Consider the following 16,511-nt stretch of genomic DNA (forward strand, 5'->3'; position numbering starts at 1 on the left):
CGGTCAACGCGCCAGCCAGGGAGCGGGATCCACCGCCTGCCCGGCGCGGCGGATCTCGAAATACAGGTAGGCGCCCTTGAGCGAGCCGGTGTCACCGACCTCGCCCACGACGTCACCGGCGGCCACCTGGGCGCCCACCTCCTGGGCCACGGAGGCCAGGTGCGCCACCAGCGTGTGGTAGCCGCCCCCATGGTCGAGGATGAGCAGGTTGCCGTAGCCGCGCATCCATCCCGCGTAGGCCACGGTGCCCTCGGCCACGGCCTTCACCGGCGAGCCCGCGGGCGCGCGGATGTCCACGCCCTTCTGCACGGTGACGGTGTTGAAGCGCGGGTTCACCACCTTGCCGAAGCCCACCTCGATGAGGCCCGGCGCGGGGAAGGGCAGCTTGCCCTTGAGCGCGCCGAAGCCGGACGTGGCCGGGCCCTCGTTGAGGTCCTGGATGACGCGGGTGAGGTCCGCGTCCGCCTGCTCCAGCTCGCGCACCATGCGCCGCGCCAGCTCCGCCTCGCCCTTGATGGCGCCCACGATCTCCTCGAGCGCCGCCTGCTGGGCCCGAGCCAGCGCCGCCTGCTCGCGCAGGAAACCCAGGCGCACGTCCAGCGAACCCTGCAACCGGCGCAGCTCGGCGGCCGACTGGCGCCGCAACCGGGCCACGCGCTGCACCGTGCGCAGCAGCCGCAGGTCCTCCTCGAGCGTGGCCCGCAGCGCGCGCGAGCGCCACACCATGGCGGAGAAGTCCCTCGCGCTCAGCAGCACCTCGAGGGGCCGGCGGCGCATCAGCCGGTACATGCCCCAGAGCCGGGGGGAGAGCCGGCGCATCTGCCCGCGCAACATCTCCTGCGTCAGGGAGTCCTCCTGCTCGGCCACGGCGAGCCGCTTGCGGAAGACGGACAGGTCGCGCTCCAGCGCCTTCACGCGCTGCGAGCTGGTGGCCGCCCGCTGCTCCACCATCTCCAGCACCTCGAGCGCGGACACCTTGCGAGACTCGATGAGCGCGAGCGCCGCCCGCTGCGTGGCGAGCTTCTCGCGCACGGCCTCCCGCTCGGCCGCCTCGTCCAGCACGGGAGCGGACGCGGGGGGAGCCGCGTCCTCCTGGGCGAGGGCGGCACCACCCCACAGCAGCAGCGAGAGGAGGACGAGCCGGCTCATACCCTCAGGAAGCGCCCCACCGCGATGAAGCTGCCCCCGAGCCCCAGCCCGCAACCCGCCGCGAGCAGCTCGAGGGCGATGCCGGGCTCCAGCAGCGGCACCATGCCGCTGGGGCCCACGAGGAAGGAGAAGAGCGAGGCCAGGCCGGGCCCCGCGAGCCGCTCGAAGGCGAACAGTCCGGCCAGCGCCACGCCAGCGCCGAGCAGCCCTTGCAGGAAGCCCTCGATGAGGAAGGGCGCCTTGACGAAGCGGTCCGTCGCGCCGACCAGCTTCTGGATTTCGATCTCGCCGCGGCGCGCGTAGATGGCGAGCTGCAGCGTCGCGGACACGATGACGACGGTGGCGAGCAGCACCACGGCGAAGGCCACCCACCCGCCATAGCGCAGCGCCTTGGAGATGGCCGAGAGCCGCTCCACGGCCTCCTCGCCGTAGTCCACGCCGGTGACGCCGGGCAGGGCGCGCAGCTGCTGCGCGAGCGCCTTGAGCGCGCCCGGGGTACGCCGCTCCTGGGGGACCTCCAGTTCCAGCGAGGGCGGCAGGGGATTCTCCGGCAGCTGGGCGAGCGCCTCGCCGAGGTCACCCAGCTCGGTCGCGAGACGCTCGAGCGCGGCCCGAGGGGGAACCAGATAGGCGCGGCCCCCACTGAGGGCCACCATGCGATCTCGCAGGACGGTGGCGCCCTCTTCGTCGAGCTCGGGGGAGAGGTACACCGTCACCTGGACCTCGCCGCCGAGGGAGCCGATGAGGGCCTCGACCATGCGGCCGGTGGCCTGGGCGAGGCCGGCGGAGAAGATGGCGATGGCGATGGTGGTGACGGCGACGAAGTGGATGAAGGGCGCATGGCGGAGGCCCGAGGCCGCCGAGCGCCAGAAGTAGGCCGCCTTCGCGAGGACGCTCATCCCGCCGCCATCCGCCGGGCGGCCTTGACGCCGTCCTCGTCCGACACGATGAAGCCGTTCTCCAGACGCAGGGTGCGCTTCTGGTAGCGGGTGATGAGGCTGTGGTCGTGGGTGGCCACCATCACCGTGGTGCCCCGGGCGTTGACGTCCATCAGGAGGTCCATGATCTCCAGGGTGAGCGCGGGGTCGAGGTTGCCGGTGGGCTCGTCGGCCAGGAGGATGGTGGGGTCATTGACGAGCGCCCGGGCGATGACGACGCGCTGCTGCTCACCACCGGAGAGCTTGAGGGGCATGGAGCTGGCCTTGTGCTGCAGGCCCACGAGCTTGAGCATGCGCAGGACGCGCTCGCGAGCCACGGCGCGAGGGACGCCGAGGACATCGAGGGCGAAGGCGACGTTGTCCTCGACGGTGCGGTGGGGGAGGAGCTTGAAGTCCTGGAAGACGACGCCGATGTTGCGCCGCAGGTAGGGGACGGCCGACTCGCGGATGCGGGCGATGTTGCGGCCGCCCACGAGGATCTGCCCCTTGGTGGCCTTCTCGCCGCAGAAGATGAGCTTCATGAGGGTCGTCTTCCCGGCGCCCGAGGGCCCGGTGAGGAAGACGAACTCGCCCTTCTGCACGTGAAGGTTGATGTCCGAGAGGACGGGCGGATCGCCAGGATACGCCTTGTAGACGTGGAACATCTGGATCATCGGCGGGACCGATTATGGCCTCGTGGAGGCCACCTCGCCACGTTGCGGACGTGGCTTCCCGCTGGACCCGGAGTGCGACCCACATCCCGGCTCCAGGTGAGCCTCGGTTGCCTGCTCGCCAAGCGACCTGCTGCCCTGCTCATCATGCGCGCCATTGGCCCCCCTTCAGTGGAGTTCCAACACCGCCACCGCAGTGATGACGGCCCCTATCGGTATGGCCCTCATCGCCCAACGTGAGGCCAGTGAACGCCGACGGTTGGAGCACTTCGGAACCGCGCTCATGCTGGGCGTGGCCTACGCCGCCAACGTGGAGGCACCGACACGAAGCACATGTTTTCTTCGGAACAAACTCCTTGGATTGCTGACTTCCTCCCGTCCGCCGTCCGTATCATGGAGATTGTTGAGCGTGAGTGTCAGGAAGAACGGATGAGCAGGAGACGAACAAAGAGATGAGATTGATTCCGGCGCACTGATTCTGGCTCCTCTTGCCCTCTAACCTGGTGCACTCATGACCTATCATTCAAACTTCGATGTCGACGCCGTCATGAAGACGCTCGGAACGGTGGGCGCGAAGTACCCGGAGGGCACGCCGGAAGACGAGGCGCTCCGAATCGCCTCGGTAGCGTTGCTTTATCTCCGCGACACCCAGACGCTGGATGAATACCGCGATTATTTTCGGAGATTCTTCACCTATAAGCCGGTGACCCTTGCTCAAACGTTCGCGACGAAAGAGGAAGCGGACAAATGGCTCGCCAGTGGAAATGCCAAGGATGGCGATCTCGTCAAAATCGTTGAACAGGGTTTTGTCGTGTATGACATGCCGAAGGGATTGAAGTTCGTCCCGAGGCCCCTGCCGGATGAACTGGGACCTCCAGATTCGAAGTAGGCCCGCCAACAGGAACCAACCCCGGCCCATGGCCACATTCGTTCCACCTGTGGCAGGGTGGAAACGTGGCTTCCCGCTCGACCCGGAGTGCGACCTCCACCTCGCTGTCCCGTGTGCGCCTGATTGGCCTGCTCGCCGGGCCGCTCGCCGCCGGGGCCCTCCTGCTCATTCCTTCGGGCCTCCACGCTGTCCCCGGCATGGGCCACCGCCCGGCCGCCGCCGCCGCCGTGGCCGCCTGGATGGCCCTCTGGTGGTTCACCGAGGCCGTCCCCATGGCCTGGACCGCCCTCCTCCCCCTCGTCCTCTTCCCCGCGTTGGGCGTCTTCGGCACCAGCGGCCTCCCCGCCTCCCTGGGCCGCTCCGCCCTGCCCTACATGGACCCCTACATCTTCCTCTTCCTCGGGGGCATGGCCCTGGGCGCCGCGCTCGAGCAGTGGCACCTGCACCGGCGCATCGCCCTGCTCATCATGCGCGCCATCGGCACCGCTCCCCAGCGCCTGCTGCTCGGCATGCTCGTGGCCACCGCCTCCGTCTCCCTGTGGATCTCCAACACCGCCACCGCCGTGATGATGGTGCCCATCGGCATGGCCCTCATCGCCCAGCTCGAGGCCGGCGAGGGCCGCCGGCTGGAGCACTTCGGCGCCGCGCTCATGCTCGGCGTGGCCTACGCCGCCAACGTCGGCGGCATCGGCACCAAGATCGGCAGCCCCACCAACTCCGTCTTCGCGGGCGTGGCCTCGCGACGGCTCGGCACCGACGTGGGATTCCTCGAGTACATGGCCGCCGCCCTGCCCTTCGTCCTCCTCTTCGTGCCGCTCATCTGGTGGGTGCTGTGGCGCAAGGGCCGCCGGGACGCGCTCGGCCCCGGCAAGGGCGTGGACGTCATCCAGCGGGAGCTGTCCGCGCTCGGGCCCCCCTCCGCGGGCGAGAAGGTGGTGGGCACCGTCTTCCTCATCGCCGCGCTGCTGTGGATGGGCGGGGACTTCCTGCGGCCCATGCTCGCGCCCTGGGTGGCCTCGGCCTTCGGGGGCTTCAAGCTGCTCGGCAAGCACTACGAGGCGGGCGTGGCGCTGCTCTCCGCCGGGACGCTCGTGCTGCTGGGCCGGCTGTCTCTCCGGGCCCTCGCCCGCGTCCCCTGGGACACGCTGCTTCTCCTGGGAGGCGGCTTCGCGCTCGCCGCGGGCATCGAGGGCGGCGGGCTGTCCACGTACATGGCCGCGCGCCTGACCCACCTCGAGTCCCTGGGCCCCACCGCCCAGTACGGCGCCGTGGCCCTCACCACCGTGCTCCTGTCCGCCGTGGCCTCCAACACCGCCACCGTGAACGTGCTCCTCAACGTGCTCCCCGGCTCGCTGCCCCTGCTCGCGGTGAGCACCTTCGCCGCCTCGTGCGACTTCGCCCTGCCCGCGGGCACTCCGCCCAACGCCATCGTCTTCGGCAGCGGCTACGTCCGCCTGCCCACGATGATGAAGGTGGGGCTGCCGCTGGACCTGCTGTCCGCCGCGCTCCTCACCCTCTACGGGCTCGTCTGGGTGCGCTTCGTGCTCGGCTGAGCACGGCGCCGGGGGCCTACTGGTTGTTGTCCTCGCCCGCCAGGTAGCTGAGGATCACCTCGTCCAGGCTCTTCTCCGAGATGAGGTCCTCTCCGAAGAGCGTCTCCACCCCCACCTCGTTGATCTTCGGCGCCACCTTCAGGGCTCGCGCCGCGGCGATCTCCGGAGGCACGAACGCCGCCACGGGCACCGCCGGCTGCGGGGCCTTGGCCGCCGGGGCCACCTGCCGGGCCTGCGCGGCGTCCTCCGCCGTGCCCAGCTGCCCCGGCTGGTAGTGCCGCACGCCCGACGTGTCGAAGCCGTCGTACACCCCGTTGATGAGGTTGCGCAGCATCTCCTTGTGCTGCTCCTCCATCAACTCGCGGACCACCTCGCCCAGGTTCTCGGCGTTGAGGATGTCCGCGTACGACGTCTTCTTGGACGCGAGGATGTTACCGCCCACGAACAGGTGGGTGATGATGTGGGGGTTGTTGACGCCCGAGTCCTCGGTCTGGACGTGGTAGACCTTCCCCTTGTACTTGATGTTGTGGTTGAAGCCGGTGACGGCTTTTTCGAAGGTTTTCGCCATGCCCGAGGCCGCGGAACGTACCAGCGCCTACCAGGGGACACAAGGAACGCGTCGGCTCTTCCTCCTCGGATGCTCGCTGGCCTCCCGGCTGGAAGACCGGACGCCTGCATCGTTCACCCCATGACTTCGTCCAGGATCCGACTCCTTGTAGAGTCTCCCCTGGACGTGGTCGGCGGACCCCGCTCGACCCCCCTGAGCACCCCGGGACTCATGACGAAGAAGAACGAGCTCAAGAACCACCTGCGCCAGCAGGACGCCACGGCTCTGGCCCAGGGCTACTCGCCCGCCATCCGCGCCATGGAGATCGCCAGCATCGTCTCCTTCGTCGCCCTCGAGTCCGCCCTCGTCTGGCGCCTGGCCGGCAACCCCCACACCGGCCCCTGGCTCCTGCTCAGCGCCGTCCTGCTGGGCTACCTGGCCGCCGACTTCGTCTCCGGCTTCGTCCACTGGATGGGCGACACCTGGGGCTCCACCGACATGCCCGTGCTCGGCAAGGCCTTCATCCGCCCCTTCCGCGAGCACCACGTCGACGAGAAGGCCATCACCCGCCATGACTTCGTGGAGACCAACGGCAACAACTGCCTCGTCTCCCTCCCCGTCGCCCTCCTCGCCGTCCTCCTCCCCCACTCCAGCTCCGGCCAGGTCTTCGTCTCCGCCTTCCTCGGCGCGATGATCTTCTGGGTGATGGCCACCAACCAGTTCCACAAGTGGTCCCACATGGACCACCCCCCCGCGCTCATCGGCTTCCTCCAGCGCGTCCACCTCATCCTCCCCCCCGAACACCACCGCATCCACCACACCGCCCCCTTCAACAAGTACTACTGCATCACCGTCGGCTGGATGAACAAGCCGCTCCTGATGATCGGCTTCTTCCCCACCCTCGAGCGGCTCATCACCCGCGTCACCGGGCTGATTCCGCGCAAGGACGACATCGGCACCGAGGCCGCCCTCGAGCTCTTCGCGGTCACCTCCACCGCCACGCCTCCCGTCGTCCAGGCCGCCAAGGAGCTCCTCGAGGCCGCTCCGGAGGAGACTCCCTCCGTGTCCTCGGCCCGGCCTTCCTGATTCGCGGGTCCGTGCTGTGGTCTGGGGCTCTGGGGGGAACCCGGGGCCCGGATACCCTCACCCCGTCCCTCTCCCGGGGGGAGAGGGGAAATTGGACTCAGAAGGACAGGTCCACCTGCTCCGCGGACTGGATGGGCCTCCCGAGGAACCTCGCCCCCACCTCCACGAAACGCTCCGGTACGTCCGTCACGAAGTAGTGGTGCGCCGGCGTTCCTCCCCCGGTCGCCAGCAGTCGCTGCTCCTCCAGCAGCGACGCCACCACCTCCGCCGTCGCCTCCGCCGAGTCCACCAGTTCCACCCGCGGCCCCACCGCCTCGGCGATGACGTCCTTCAGCAGCGGATAGTGCGTGCACCCCAACACCAGCGTGTCCACCCCGCTCCGCGCGAAGTCCGCCAGGTACTCGCGGGCCACCAGCCGCGGTACGTCTCCTCCCAGCCACCCCTCCTCCGCCAACGGCACGAAGAGCGGGCACGCCCTCGCCTTCACCTTCACCCCCTCCGCCCCCGCCGCCGCCTCCAACTCCCGCTGGTACGCCCCTGAACGGATGGTCCCCGGTGTCCCGATGACGCCCACCCCTCCGCCCCGCGTCCTCCTCAGCGCCGCCCTCGCCCCAGGCGCAATCACCCCCACCACCGGCACCGGCAGCGCCGCCGACAGCGCCGGCAACGCCACCGCCGAGGCCGTGTTGCACGCCACCACCAGCAGCTTGATGCCCCGCTCCAGCAGGAACTCCGCGTTCTTCAGCGAATAGCGCGTCACCACCTCGCCCGACTTCGTGCCGTAGGGCACCCGCGCCGTGTCTCCCAGGTAGAGCGTGCTCTCGTGGGGAAGGTGGGACATCAGTGCCTTGAGGACCGTCAGTCCTCCGACACCCGAATCGAAAACCCCGATGGGACCGTGGCTGCCTTGCCGCATACCCGGCTTCCCTATCACGTTTGATGCCAACCCCAGGCGCCCGCCCGCGAAGCAAGGAGGGCCGAGGCGGTTGCCCCGGCCCTCCGGACTCCAGTCAGGCGGCCTGCTGGTTAGAACTCGCGGACCAGAGCCACCGTGTACGCCGTATCCGAGACCGTCTTCTGCTCGAAGGCCCTCACCGTCAGCACGTCCGGCAGGTCCTCGTTGCTGTAGGCGATGACCGAGCCCTTCATGCCGCGGATGTACACCTCGTACCGGCCCGGCTTCAGGTACTGGTAGAGGATGGGCGCGCCCGTGCAGGACTGGGGATCACCCGCCGAGCCGTAGACCATCTCCCCGGTCTCCAGGTTCTTCATGTTGATGAGCATCCCCGTCAGGCCCGCCTCGGCGCAGGTCCGGCGCGTGGTGCTGCTGTCCCACAGCTCCCAGCGCAGCGACATGCCACCCACCGCGAAGAACCGGAAGGACTCGGACCGGGGGCTGCCCGCGCTCGTCGTGAACGTGCCGGAGGTGTTGTACAGCGGCATCCCATCCCGGCCCGCCAGATCCCGTCCATAGGCCACCATCTGGATGGTGTGCACCCCGTCCGCCAGCCACGGCGTCTCCACGCCCCCGTTGCTCATGCCGTCCGCGCAGTTCAGGCTCACCCACTCGCCCCCGTCGATCTGCGCCTTGATGGAGGTCACGCCGGCCTGCGAGCAGGACGGGTTGTTGCTGTACGTGTTGGGCGGGAAGTACCAGGACACCAGCGCGTAGGACATCCCGTTGGGCGTCAGGTCGATGTTCACCCGCACATCCCCGTTCACGAGGAAGGTGCCCCGGCCCTCGAAGAGCGTGGCCCCGTCATAGCCGATGGCCCGGATGGTGTAGGGGTAGCTGCCGGGCGCGAAGTCGTGCAGGACGATTCCATCCACTCCCGCGGTGTTGCAGGCGTAGACGCCGCCGTTGTGCAGCGCCTCGCCGGGGATGGAGATCTGGATGTTCTTCACGTCCGGCACATCCGAGCACCGGCCATTGGGCGCGAACGTCCACAGGAAGGTGACGTCGCCCGCGCGGCCCTGCTGGGAGCCACCACCATCGCCGTCGATGATGATGCAGCCCGTGCTGGCGGCCGTGAGACAGAGGAATGCGGCGAGGATTCTGGCGTTCATGGGACGTCCTCGATTCTTGGATCGATGGAGGGGAGGGGGCGGGCATGCGGCCCGTCACACACCCCCTCGGACGCCCCCTCGGGGAATTTATTCAAAGCCCAGCAACTATCTCCCGCCAGCCCCTCCCCCCCGCCGGGTTTGTTTGACCACCCCGGACACGGATGTTACGGCCTGCCCCCCATGATGCTGCCCCATCTCCCCCCGGCGCTCGGCGCCATGAACTACCTGCAGATCCTCCGTGACGCCTCCCTCCTGGAGCTGGGCGTGCTGGGCCTGCTGATGGCCGTCTCGGTGGCCTCCTGGGCACTCATCGCACTCAAGCACACCCAGTTGTCGCGCGCCCGGAGCCAGTCCCTCAGCTTCCTGGACTCCTTCTGGAAGGCCTCCCGGCTGGAGACCATCTACCAGGACGCCCAGAAGCTGGACGGCTCGCCGCTGTCCAAGGTGTTCTGCGCTGGATACGAGGAGCTGAGCAAGCTGGCCCAGCACAAGGAGGGCGCGGAAGGTGCCATGGCCGAGCGGCTGGGCGGCATCGAGAACGTGGAGCGGGCACTCAACCGGGCCTCCACCAACCAGCTCACCGAGTTGGAGCACCGGGTGTCCTTCCTGGGCACGGTGGGCGCGGCCTCGCCCTTCGTGGGGCTGTTCGGCACGGTCATCGGCATCCTGAATGCCTTCAACTCGATCGCCGAGCAGGGCAACGCGACGCTGGCCACGGTGGCGGCGCCGGTGGGCAACGCGCTGTTCGCCACGGCGGCCGGCCTGTTCGCGGCCATCCCCGCGGTGGTGGCGTACAACTCGTTCGTCAGCCGCATCAAGGTGTTCGACACGGAGATGGCCAACTTCTCCGCGGACTTCCTCAACATCATCAAGCGGCACTTCTTCCGCTAGGAGACACGCGCCATGGGCATGGGCTCCAATCGCGGAAGCGGCGGCCGGGTCACCATGAGCGAGATCAACGTCACGCCCATGGTGGACGTGATGTTGGTGCTGCTCATCATCTTCATGGTGACGGCGCCCCTCATCCAGCAGGGCGTCAAGGTGAACCTCCCGGAGGCGAAGGCCGCCCCGGTGGAGGCCGCCGAGAAGAAGCTGGTGCTGTCCATCGACGCGCAGCGGCGCATCTACATCGGCGAGGCCGAGGTGGCGGTGGACGAGCTGGAGAAGAAGCTGGCCACCAACGCCAAGGCGCAGGCGGACAAGGAGCTGTACCTGCACGCGGACCGGGACGTGCCGTACGGCGTGGTGGTGGACGTCATGGCCGCCGCCCAGCGCGCCGGCATCACCAACGTGGGGATGATCACGGACCCCACGGCCGGGGGCCGGGCGTCCAACAAGGGCAAGAAGGAAGCGAAGGAAGCAAGGCGCTAGCCCATGCACCCGGCCGTCAACCACAGTCTGCTCGCCCCGAGGAGCTCCCGCCTGGGGCGCTTCCTCACGGTGTCCCTGGTGGGGCACGCGCTCATCCTGCTCGCCGTGGGGCTGTACAACGCCTTCGTCGAGAGCCCCCAGGTGAACCTGGACCAGAAGCCCATCCGCGCCACGCTGGTGCGCCTGGGCAAGCCCCGGGACGAGAAGCTGCTGCCGCGCAAGGAGCAGCCGCCCCCGCCTCCGCCCAAGAAGGTGGAGGCCCCGCCCACTCCCACGCCCCCCGCGCCCGAGCCGGCCAAGGTGGCCGTGCCCATCCCCGGCGTGAAGCCGGAGCCCGCCCCCGCCCCCACGCCCCAGAAGGGCGAGGCCAAGGGCGAGGACCGGCGCAACAAGCTCTTCGGCGCCTTCGACAAGCTGTCCAAGAACTCGAAGCCCGACGAGGAGCTGGACGGCGCCGAGGACGGCGACCCCAATGGCGACTCCGCCACCGCCGAGGGCGAGCGTTACTTCGGCCTGCTCTCCTCGCAGGTGCGCCGCCACTACAACGTCGCGGACACCATCCCCGACACCGAGCGGATGTACCTGAAGGCCCAGGTGGCCATGCGCCTCAACCGCACCGGTGAGGTCATCGAGGCGCGACTGGCCAAGGCCAGTGGCAATGGCCTCTTCGACTCGGCCGTGCTGGCCGCGGTGAAGAAGGCCTCTCCCTTCTCCCCTCCCCCCGACCATCTGCGGGACACGCTGCAGAAGAGCGGCATCGTCCTGGAGTTCAGCCCGTGAACGCGAAAGCCCTTCTCCTCTCGCTCCTCCTGTTGCCCGTGGCGGCGCTCGCCCAGGCGCCCGTCATTCAAATCTCCGGTGCCAACTTCCGGCCCCTGCCCCTGGCCGCCACCGCCCCCCTGCTCCAGGGCGAGGAGGCCAAGGCGTCCGCCCAGGAGGTGGACGAGGCCTTCATGTATGACCTGACCGCCTCCGGCATCTTCCAGGTGCTGGACCGGAAGAGCTTCCTGGCGGACCCCAAGGAGGGCATGGCCGCGGGCAGCATCAACTTCTCGCGCTGGGCGGACGTGGGCGCCGAGTCGCTGGTGAAGTACTCGCTGGCCCAGGAGGGCGGAGAGCTGAAGGCCGAGGCGCGCGTGTTCAACGTGGGCACCGGCCGCGAGGACTTCAAGACGACGCAGAGCGCCCCCGCCGCCGAGCCGCGCCAGGTGGCCCACAAGCTCGCCGACGCCATCTACCGCCACTTCACCCGCGAGCCGAGCCCCTTCCTCTCGCGCATCACCTACGTGCGCAAGACGGGCAACAACCGCGACGTGTGGACGGCGGACTGGGACGGCCGCAACGCGAAGCAGGTGACCCGCGGCGGCATCAACCTGCTGCCCTCGCTCGGGCCGGATGGCGCGGTGGGCTACACCTCGTACCAGCAGGGCGAGCCGGAGCTCTACGTCCGCAAGCCGGACGGCGGCACGGCGCGCCTCAAGACGGCCGAGGGGCAGATGGCCACCGGCATCGCCTTCTCGCCGGATGGCAAGCGCATCGCGTACTCGCTCGCCTCGGGCGAGAGCACGCAGATCTGGGTGGCCGAGGCGGATGGCGACAAGCCCAAGCAGCTCACGGATACGCGCTTCGGCATCAACACGAGCCCCTCGTGGTCGCCGGATGGCAAGCGCATCGCGTTCGTGTCCAACCGGGGCGGCTCGCCGCAGGTGTACGTGATGAACGCGGATGGCTCGGGCGTGCGCCGGCTCACCTTCCAGGGCAACTACAACCAGACGCCCGACTGGTCTCCCCGGGGAGACCTCATCGCCTTCACCGCTCGCGACGAGCGCAACGCGTTCGATCTCTTCACCATCAACGTGGACAACGGCAAGGTGACGCGCCTCACGCAGGACCAGGCGAACAACGAGGAGCCCTCCTTCTCGCCCAACGGCCGCCTGATTCTCTTCACCTCCACGCGCAACGGCGGGTCTCAGCTCTTCGTGATGACGGCGGATGGCAACAACCAGGTCGCGCTGCCGGGTCAGGAGAAGGCCACGCTGCTGACGCCCGACTGGGGCCGTTGAGCCCCTTCTGGAATGCCCGCGATAGGGTCCATGGGTTGAAGAACAGGGACAGATACCCTCACCCTGACCCTCTCCCGAGGGGAGAGGGGATATCCGCGGGCCCTCGGGACAGCGTCGCCAGACTCTGGTCCCTCTGCGACGTCCTCCGGGACGACGGCACCTCGTTCCACCACTACGTCACCGAGCTCACCCAGCTCCTCTTCCTCAAGATGGCCAAGGAGGCCGGCCAGGAAGACGCCCTCCCCAAGGGCCAACGCTGGGATGACCTCAAGGCCCGGAGCGGCGCCGCCCGGTATGACTTCTACCAGCAGCTGCTCCTCGAGCTCGGACGCGCTCCCCACCGGCGCGTGAGCGCCATCTACGCGAGCGCGCGCACCGCGCTGCGCCAGCCCCGGCACCTCGAGCAGCTCGTGGACGGCATCGACGCGCTCGACTGGTTCAGCGCGCGCGAGGACGGCCTGGGCAACCTCTACGAGGGTCTGCTCGAGAAGAACGCGACCGACATCAAGAGCGGCGCGGGCCAGTACTTCACGCCTCGCGCGCTCATCAACACCCTGGTGGCGCTCGTGCAGCCCCAGCCCGGAGAGCGCATCCAGGATCCGGCGGCTGGAACGGGCGGTTTCCTCGTCGCGGCGCACGAGCACATCAAGGCCAGGACGCGGAACCTCCAGGACCTCGGGGAGAAGGAGGCCACCTGGCAGGTGGAGCAGGCGTACACCGGCGTGGAGCTGGTGCCCGAGACGCAGCGGCTCGCGCTGATGAACTGCCTGCTGCACGGCATCGAGGGTCCACGCGGCGGTGAGGGCGCCATCCAGCTCGGGGACTCGCTGTCGGGCCTCGGCGCGAGCCTGCCCCGGGCCCACGTCATCCTCACCAATCCCCCGTTCGGAACGAAGAAGGGCGGCGGGCGGCCCACCCGGGAGGACCTGACGTACTCCACGAGCAACAAGCAGCTCGTCTTCCTGCAACACATCTACCGGGGCCTGGCGCCGGGGGGCCGCGCGGCGGTCGTGCTGCCCGACAACGTCCTCTTCGAGGATGGCGTGGGACAGAAGGTGCGCACCGAGCTGATGGACCTGTGCGAGCTGCACACGCTCCTGCGGCTGCCCACGGGCCTCTTCTATGCCCAGGGCGTGAAGACGAACGTCCTCTTCTTCACCCGGGGCCAGAAGGACACGGGCAACACGAAGGCGGTGTGGGTCTACGACCTGCGCGCGAACATGCCGAACTTCGGCAAGCGCACCCCCTTCACGTCCGACACGCTGAAACCCTTCGTGCACGCCTACGGCACGGACCCGCACGGCAGGAGCCCTCGCACGGACGAGGGGGAGACCGGACGGTTCCGCAAGTTCACGCGCGAGGAGCTCGCCAGGCGCCACGACAACCTCGACATCGCGTGGCTCAAGGACGACAGCCAGCATGCCCCCGAGGACCTGCCCGACCCGGAGCTGCTCTCCGCGGAGATCGAGGCCGAGCTCCAGAGCGCGCTGCGGGACATCCAGGCGCTCACGAAGCTCCTCACGGGTGCACCGGCGGAGGACGACGAGGAGGCGGCATGAGCCCGCTCCCGAAAGGATGGGCAACGGCCCGCCTCGGTGACGTCGTCGAGGTGGTTCGCGGGGCCTCGCCGCGCCCCAAGGGCGACCCCCGGTATTTCGGCGGTCCCATCCCGTGGATCTCCATCGGAGACCTCGGCCGCGAGCCGGCCCGGACCCTGTCGAAGACGGCGGAAGGAGTGACCACCGCAGGAGCCCAGAAGAGCCGCCTGCTCCCCGCGGGCACCCTCATCCTGTCCAACAGCGCCACGGTCGGCATCCCGAAGATCCTCTCCGTGGAGGGCTGCATCCATGACGGCTTCGTGGCCTTTCCGAACCTCGACCCGCGCCTGTTCGTGGCGGAGTTCCTCTACGAGTTCTTCCGCCACATCCGCACCCGGCTGCTCGACGCGAACCGCCGGGGCATGACGCAGGTCAATCTCAACACCGCAATCGTCCGGAACATCGAGGTCGTCATCCCCCCGCTCGCCGAGCAACGGCGCATCGTGGCCCGGCTCGACATGCTCCTCGCCCACAGCGGCGCGGCCAGAGCGTCGCTCGAGCGCGTGCACGAGATGCTCGGGCAGCTGAGACAGGCCACCCTGGCGTCGGCGTTCCGGGGAGACCTGACGGCGGACTGGCGCGCGAAGCGTGGGCAGGACTCCCTCTGGGATGCCGCTCAAGCCGCCGCGCTCGCGAGTCCGGGGAGCCGCTCACCCCAGCTCGAGAAGCCCGCGGAGGACGGCGTCGAGCAGGCCCGGTGGCCACACCGGCGGCTCCCGGATCGCTGGTGTTGGGTGCCCTTCGAGCTCGTGTTCTCGGACGAGACGAGCGGCGACAAGAAGCTCAAGCGGGAGGACTACCTGGAGCACGGCGAGTTCCCCGTGGTCGATCAGGGCGTCGCCGAGGTGGGCGGCTACTCGAACGATCCAACGCTCGTCTACGACGGAGAGCTGCCGGTCGTGCTCTTCGGCGACCACACCCGGTGCGTGAAGCTCCTCTCGCGCCCGTTCATCCAGGGCGCGGAGGGCGTGAAGGTGCTCCGGCCCTCACCCCTCGTCGAGCCGGGTTACGCCTTCTTCCTGCTGCGAGCCCTCTCCATCCCGGAACGGAGCTACGGCCGCCACTTCAAGTTCGTGAAACCCGCGTGGTTTCCCCTGGCCCCCAGAGCCGAGCAGCTCGAAATCGTGTCCCGGCTCCAAGCGGCCCGGGCCCACGAGGACACGCTCGTGGCCCGAGCAGGGAGACAGCGGGACAACCTCTCCCTGCTCGAACGAGCGCTCCTCGCGCGGGCCTTCCGCGGCGAGCTCGTTCCCCAGGACCCGAACGACCCGCCCGTCTCCGAGCTGCTGGAGCGCCTTCGCGCGGAGCGCTCCCCATGACCCGGAGATTTCCGCTGCCATCACCCGGGATGGAAGCCCGCCGCGCCGCGCGTTGACTTGGCCAGGGGGCCGGGCATTGTCCCCCTCCGCCATGGACGCGTCCCCCTTCCGCTCGAACTGGTCGCTCGATCCCGAGGTGACCTTCCTCAACCACGGCTCCTTCGGAGCCTGCCCCACGCGCGTGCTCGAGGAGCAGTCCCGGCTGCGCGCCCGCCTGGAGGCCGAGCCCGTCCGCTTCCTCCACCGCGAGCTCGAGCCCCTCGCCGATGCGGCCCGCGCCGCGCTCGGGGACTTCCTGGACGTCAACCCGGACGACCTCGCCTTCGTCAACAACGCCACCACCGGCGTCAACACCGTGCTGCGCTCGCTGCGCTTCTCCCCCGGTGACGAGCTGCTCACCACCGACCACGAGTACAACGCCTCCCGCAACGCGCTCGACTTCGTGGCCAGCCAGTGGGGCGTGAAGGTGGTGGTGGCCAAGCTGCCCTGGCCCGCGCCCTCGCCCCAGGCCATGGTGGACGCGGTGCTCTCCCACGTCACCCTCGACACCAAGCTGCTGCTCATCGACCACATCTCCAGCCAGACGGCGCTGGTGATGCCGGTGGCCAGCCTCATCCGCGCCCTGCGCGAGCGGGGGATCGAAACGCTCGTGGACGGCGCCCACGGGCCCGGGCAGGTGCCCCTGTCCCTGCACCGGCTCGGCGCCGGGTACTACACCGGCAACTGCCACAAGTGGCTGTGCGCCCCCAAGGGTGCCGCCTTCCTCTACGTGCGCAGGGACCTCCAGCCCGGCATCCGCCCCCTCGTCATCAGCCACGGGTACAACTCGCGGCGCACGGACCGCTCGCGCTTCCGCCTGGAGTTCGACTGGCTCGGGACGAACGACCCCACCCCCTTCCTCTGCATCCCCAAGGCGCTGGAGGTCATGGGCGGCATGCTCCCCGGCGGCTGGCCCGAGGTGATGGCCAGCAACCGCGCCAAGGCGCTGGCGGCGCGCACCTTCCTGTGCCAGCGGCTCAAGGTGGCCCCCCGCTGCCCCGAGGACATGGTGGGCTCCATGGCCACCGTGCCCCTCCCGGACGGCTTCCCGGCGGAGCCCTCGGTGCTGGGGTTGGACCCGCTCCAGGACCGGCTCCTCTCCGAGTACCGCATCGAGGTGCCCATCGTCCCCTGGCCCAAGGCCCCCCACCGCCACGTCCGCCTGTCCGCCCAGCTCTACAACACGCACGCGGAGTACCAGCGGCTCGCCGAGGCTTTGGAGGCGCTGGTGCGCTGAGTAAG

General features: G+C 69.2%; 16 protein-coding genes. 10 read left to right on the plus strand and 6 right to left on the minus strand.

Features of this window, described 5'->3' with window-relative positions; translation table 11 throughout:
* Positions 1-3: 3 nt before the first annotated feature.
* The 3 genes from AC16DP_RS17845 to ftsE are packed head-to-tail and all read right to left on the minus strand — an operon-like array spanning position 4 to position 2,740.
* Positions 4-1,149, minus strand: coding sequence for a murein hydrolase activator EnvC family protein (locus AC16DP_RS17845; protein WP_329729333.1), 1,146 nt, complete (start codon positions 1,147-1,149; stop codon positions 4-6).
* Positions 1,146-2,048, minus strand: a complete 903-nt coding sequence (locus tag AC16DP_RS17850) for a cell division protein FtsX (RefSeq protein ID WP_329729334.1) — start codon at positions 2,046-2,048, stop codon at positions 1,146-1,148. The genes AC16DP_RS17845 and AC16DP_RS17850 overlap by 4 nt, the downstream gene beginning before the upstream one ends.
* Entirely contained in the window at positions 2,045-2,740 is a 696-nt protein-coding gene (ftsE, locus tag AC16DP_RS17855; protein ID WP_329729335.1) for a cell division ATP-binding protein FtsE, read from the minus strand. The genes AC16DP_RS17850 and ftsE overlap by 4 nt, the downstream gene beginning before the upstream one ends.
* Before the next feature lie 508 nt (positions 2,741-3,248).
* Between ftsE and AC16DP_RS17860 the strand changes: the two genes are divergently transcribed.
* On the plus strand, positions 3,249-3,626 hold the full coding sequence (locus AC16DP_RS17860) for a hypothetical protein (RefSeq protein ID WP_329729336.1): 378 nt from the start codon (positions 3,249-3,251) through the stop codon (positions 3,624-3,626).
* Between the two features lie 65 nt (positions 3,627-3,691).
* Complete coding sequence (locus tag AC16DP_RS17865) at positions 3,692-5,179, plus strand: SLC13 family permease (protein WP_329729337.1); 1,488 nt, start codon at positions 3,692-3,694, stop codon at positions 5,177-5,179.
* Between the two features lie 16 nt (positions 5,180-5,195).
* Here the strand turns inward: AC16DP_RS17865 and AC16DP_RS17870 are convergent, their stop codons facing one another.
* On the minus strand, positions 5,196-5,747 hold the full coding sequence (locus AC16DP_RS17870) for a RomY N-terminal domain-containing regulatory protein (RefSeq protein WP_329729338.1): 552 nt from the start codon (positions 5,745-5,747) through the stop codon (positions 5,196-5,198).
* A gap of 210 nt (positions 5,748-5,957) precedes the next feature.
* Between AC16DP_RS17870 and carF the strand changes: the two genes are divergently transcribed.
* A complete protein-coding gene (gene carF / locus AC16DP_RS17875; protein ID WP_329729339.1) occupies positions 5,958-6,812 on the plus strand; it encodes a plasmanylethanolamine desaturase in 855 nt (284 codons plus the stop codon).
* A 97-nt stretch (positions 6,813-6,909) separates the two neighbouring features.
* Here the strand turns inward: carF and murI are convergent, their stop codons facing one another.
* The gene (murI, locus tag AC16DP_RS17880) at positions 6,910-7,728 is read right to left on the minus strand and encodes a glutamate racemase (RefSeq protein ID WP_329729340.1); all 819 of its coding nucleotides are present in this window, start codon (positions 7,726-7,728) and stop codon (positions 6,910-6,912) included.
* A 110-nt stretch (positions 7,729-7,838) separates the two neighbouring features.
* A complete protein-coding gene (locus tag AC16DP_RS17885) occupies positions 7,839-8,879 on the minus strand; it encodes a hypothetical protein (RefSeq protein ID WP_329729341.1) in 1,041 nt (346 codons plus the stop codon).
* A gap of 183 nt (positions 8,880-9,062) precedes the next feature.
* Here AC16DP_RS17885 and AC16DP_RS17890 point away from each other — a divergent pair, with 183 nt between their 5' ends.
* The 7 genes from AC16DP_RS17890 (at position 9,063) to AC16DP_RS17920 (ending at position 16,506) form a co-directional block, all read left to right on the plus strand.
* On the plus strand, positions 9,063-9,770 hold the full coding sequence (locus AC16DP_RS17890) for a MotA/TolQ/ExbB proton channel family protein (RefSeq protein WP_329729403.1): 708 nt from the start codon (positions 9,063-9,065) through the stop codon (positions 9,768-9,770).
* Between the two features lie 12 nt (positions 9,771-9,782).
* Positions 9,783-10,250 carry a protein TolR gene (tolR, locus tag AC16DP_RS17895; protein WP_329729342.1) on the plus strand — a complete coding sequence of 156 codons (468 nt, stop codon included), beginning with the start codon at positions 9,783-9,785 and terminating at the stop codon, positions 10,248-10,250.
* A 3-nt stretch (positions 10,251-10,253) separates the two neighbouring features.
* Positions 10,254-11,030: an energy transducer TonB gene (locus AC16DP_RS17900; protein WP_329729343.1), complete on the plus strand. Its 777-nt coding sequence runs from the start codon at positions 10,254-10,256 to the stop codon at positions 11,028-11,030.
* On the plus strand, positions 11,027-12,313 hold the full coding sequence (gene tolB, locus AC16DP_RS17905) for a Tol-Pal system beta propeller repeat protein TolB (protein ID WP_329729344.1): 1,287 nt from the start codon (positions 11,027-11,029) through the stop codon (positions 12,311-12,313). The genes AC16DP_RS17900 and tolB overlap by 4 nt, the downstream gene beginning before the upstream one ends.
* A gap of 35 nt (positions 12,314-12,348) precedes the next feature.
* Positions 12,349-13,872 carry an HsdM family class I SAM-dependent methyltransferase gene (locus AC16DP_RS17910; RefSeq protein ID WP_329729345.1) on the plus strand — a complete coding sequence of 508 codons (1,524 nt, stop codon included), beginning with the start codon at positions 12,349-12,351 and terminating at the stop codon, positions 13,870-13,872.
* A complete protein-coding gene (locus tag AC16DP_RS17915; RefSeq protein WP_329729346.1) occupies positions 13,869-15,230 on the plus strand; it encodes a restriction endonuclease subunit S in 1,362 nt (453 codons plus the stop codon). The genes AC16DP_RS17910 and AC16DP_RS17915 overlap by 4 nt, the downstream gene beginning before the upstream one ends.
* 91 nt (positions 15,231-15,321) lie before the next feature.
* A complete protein-coding gene (locus tag AC16DP_RS17920; RefSeq protein WP_329729347.1) occupies positions 15,322-16,506 on the plus strand; it encodes an aminotransferase class V-fold PLP-dependent enzyme in 1,185 nt (394 codons plus the stop codon).
* The last annotated feature ends 5 nt before the right edge of the window (positions 16,507-16,511 follow it).

This window comes from Archangium sp. (genome assembly GCF_057119385.1).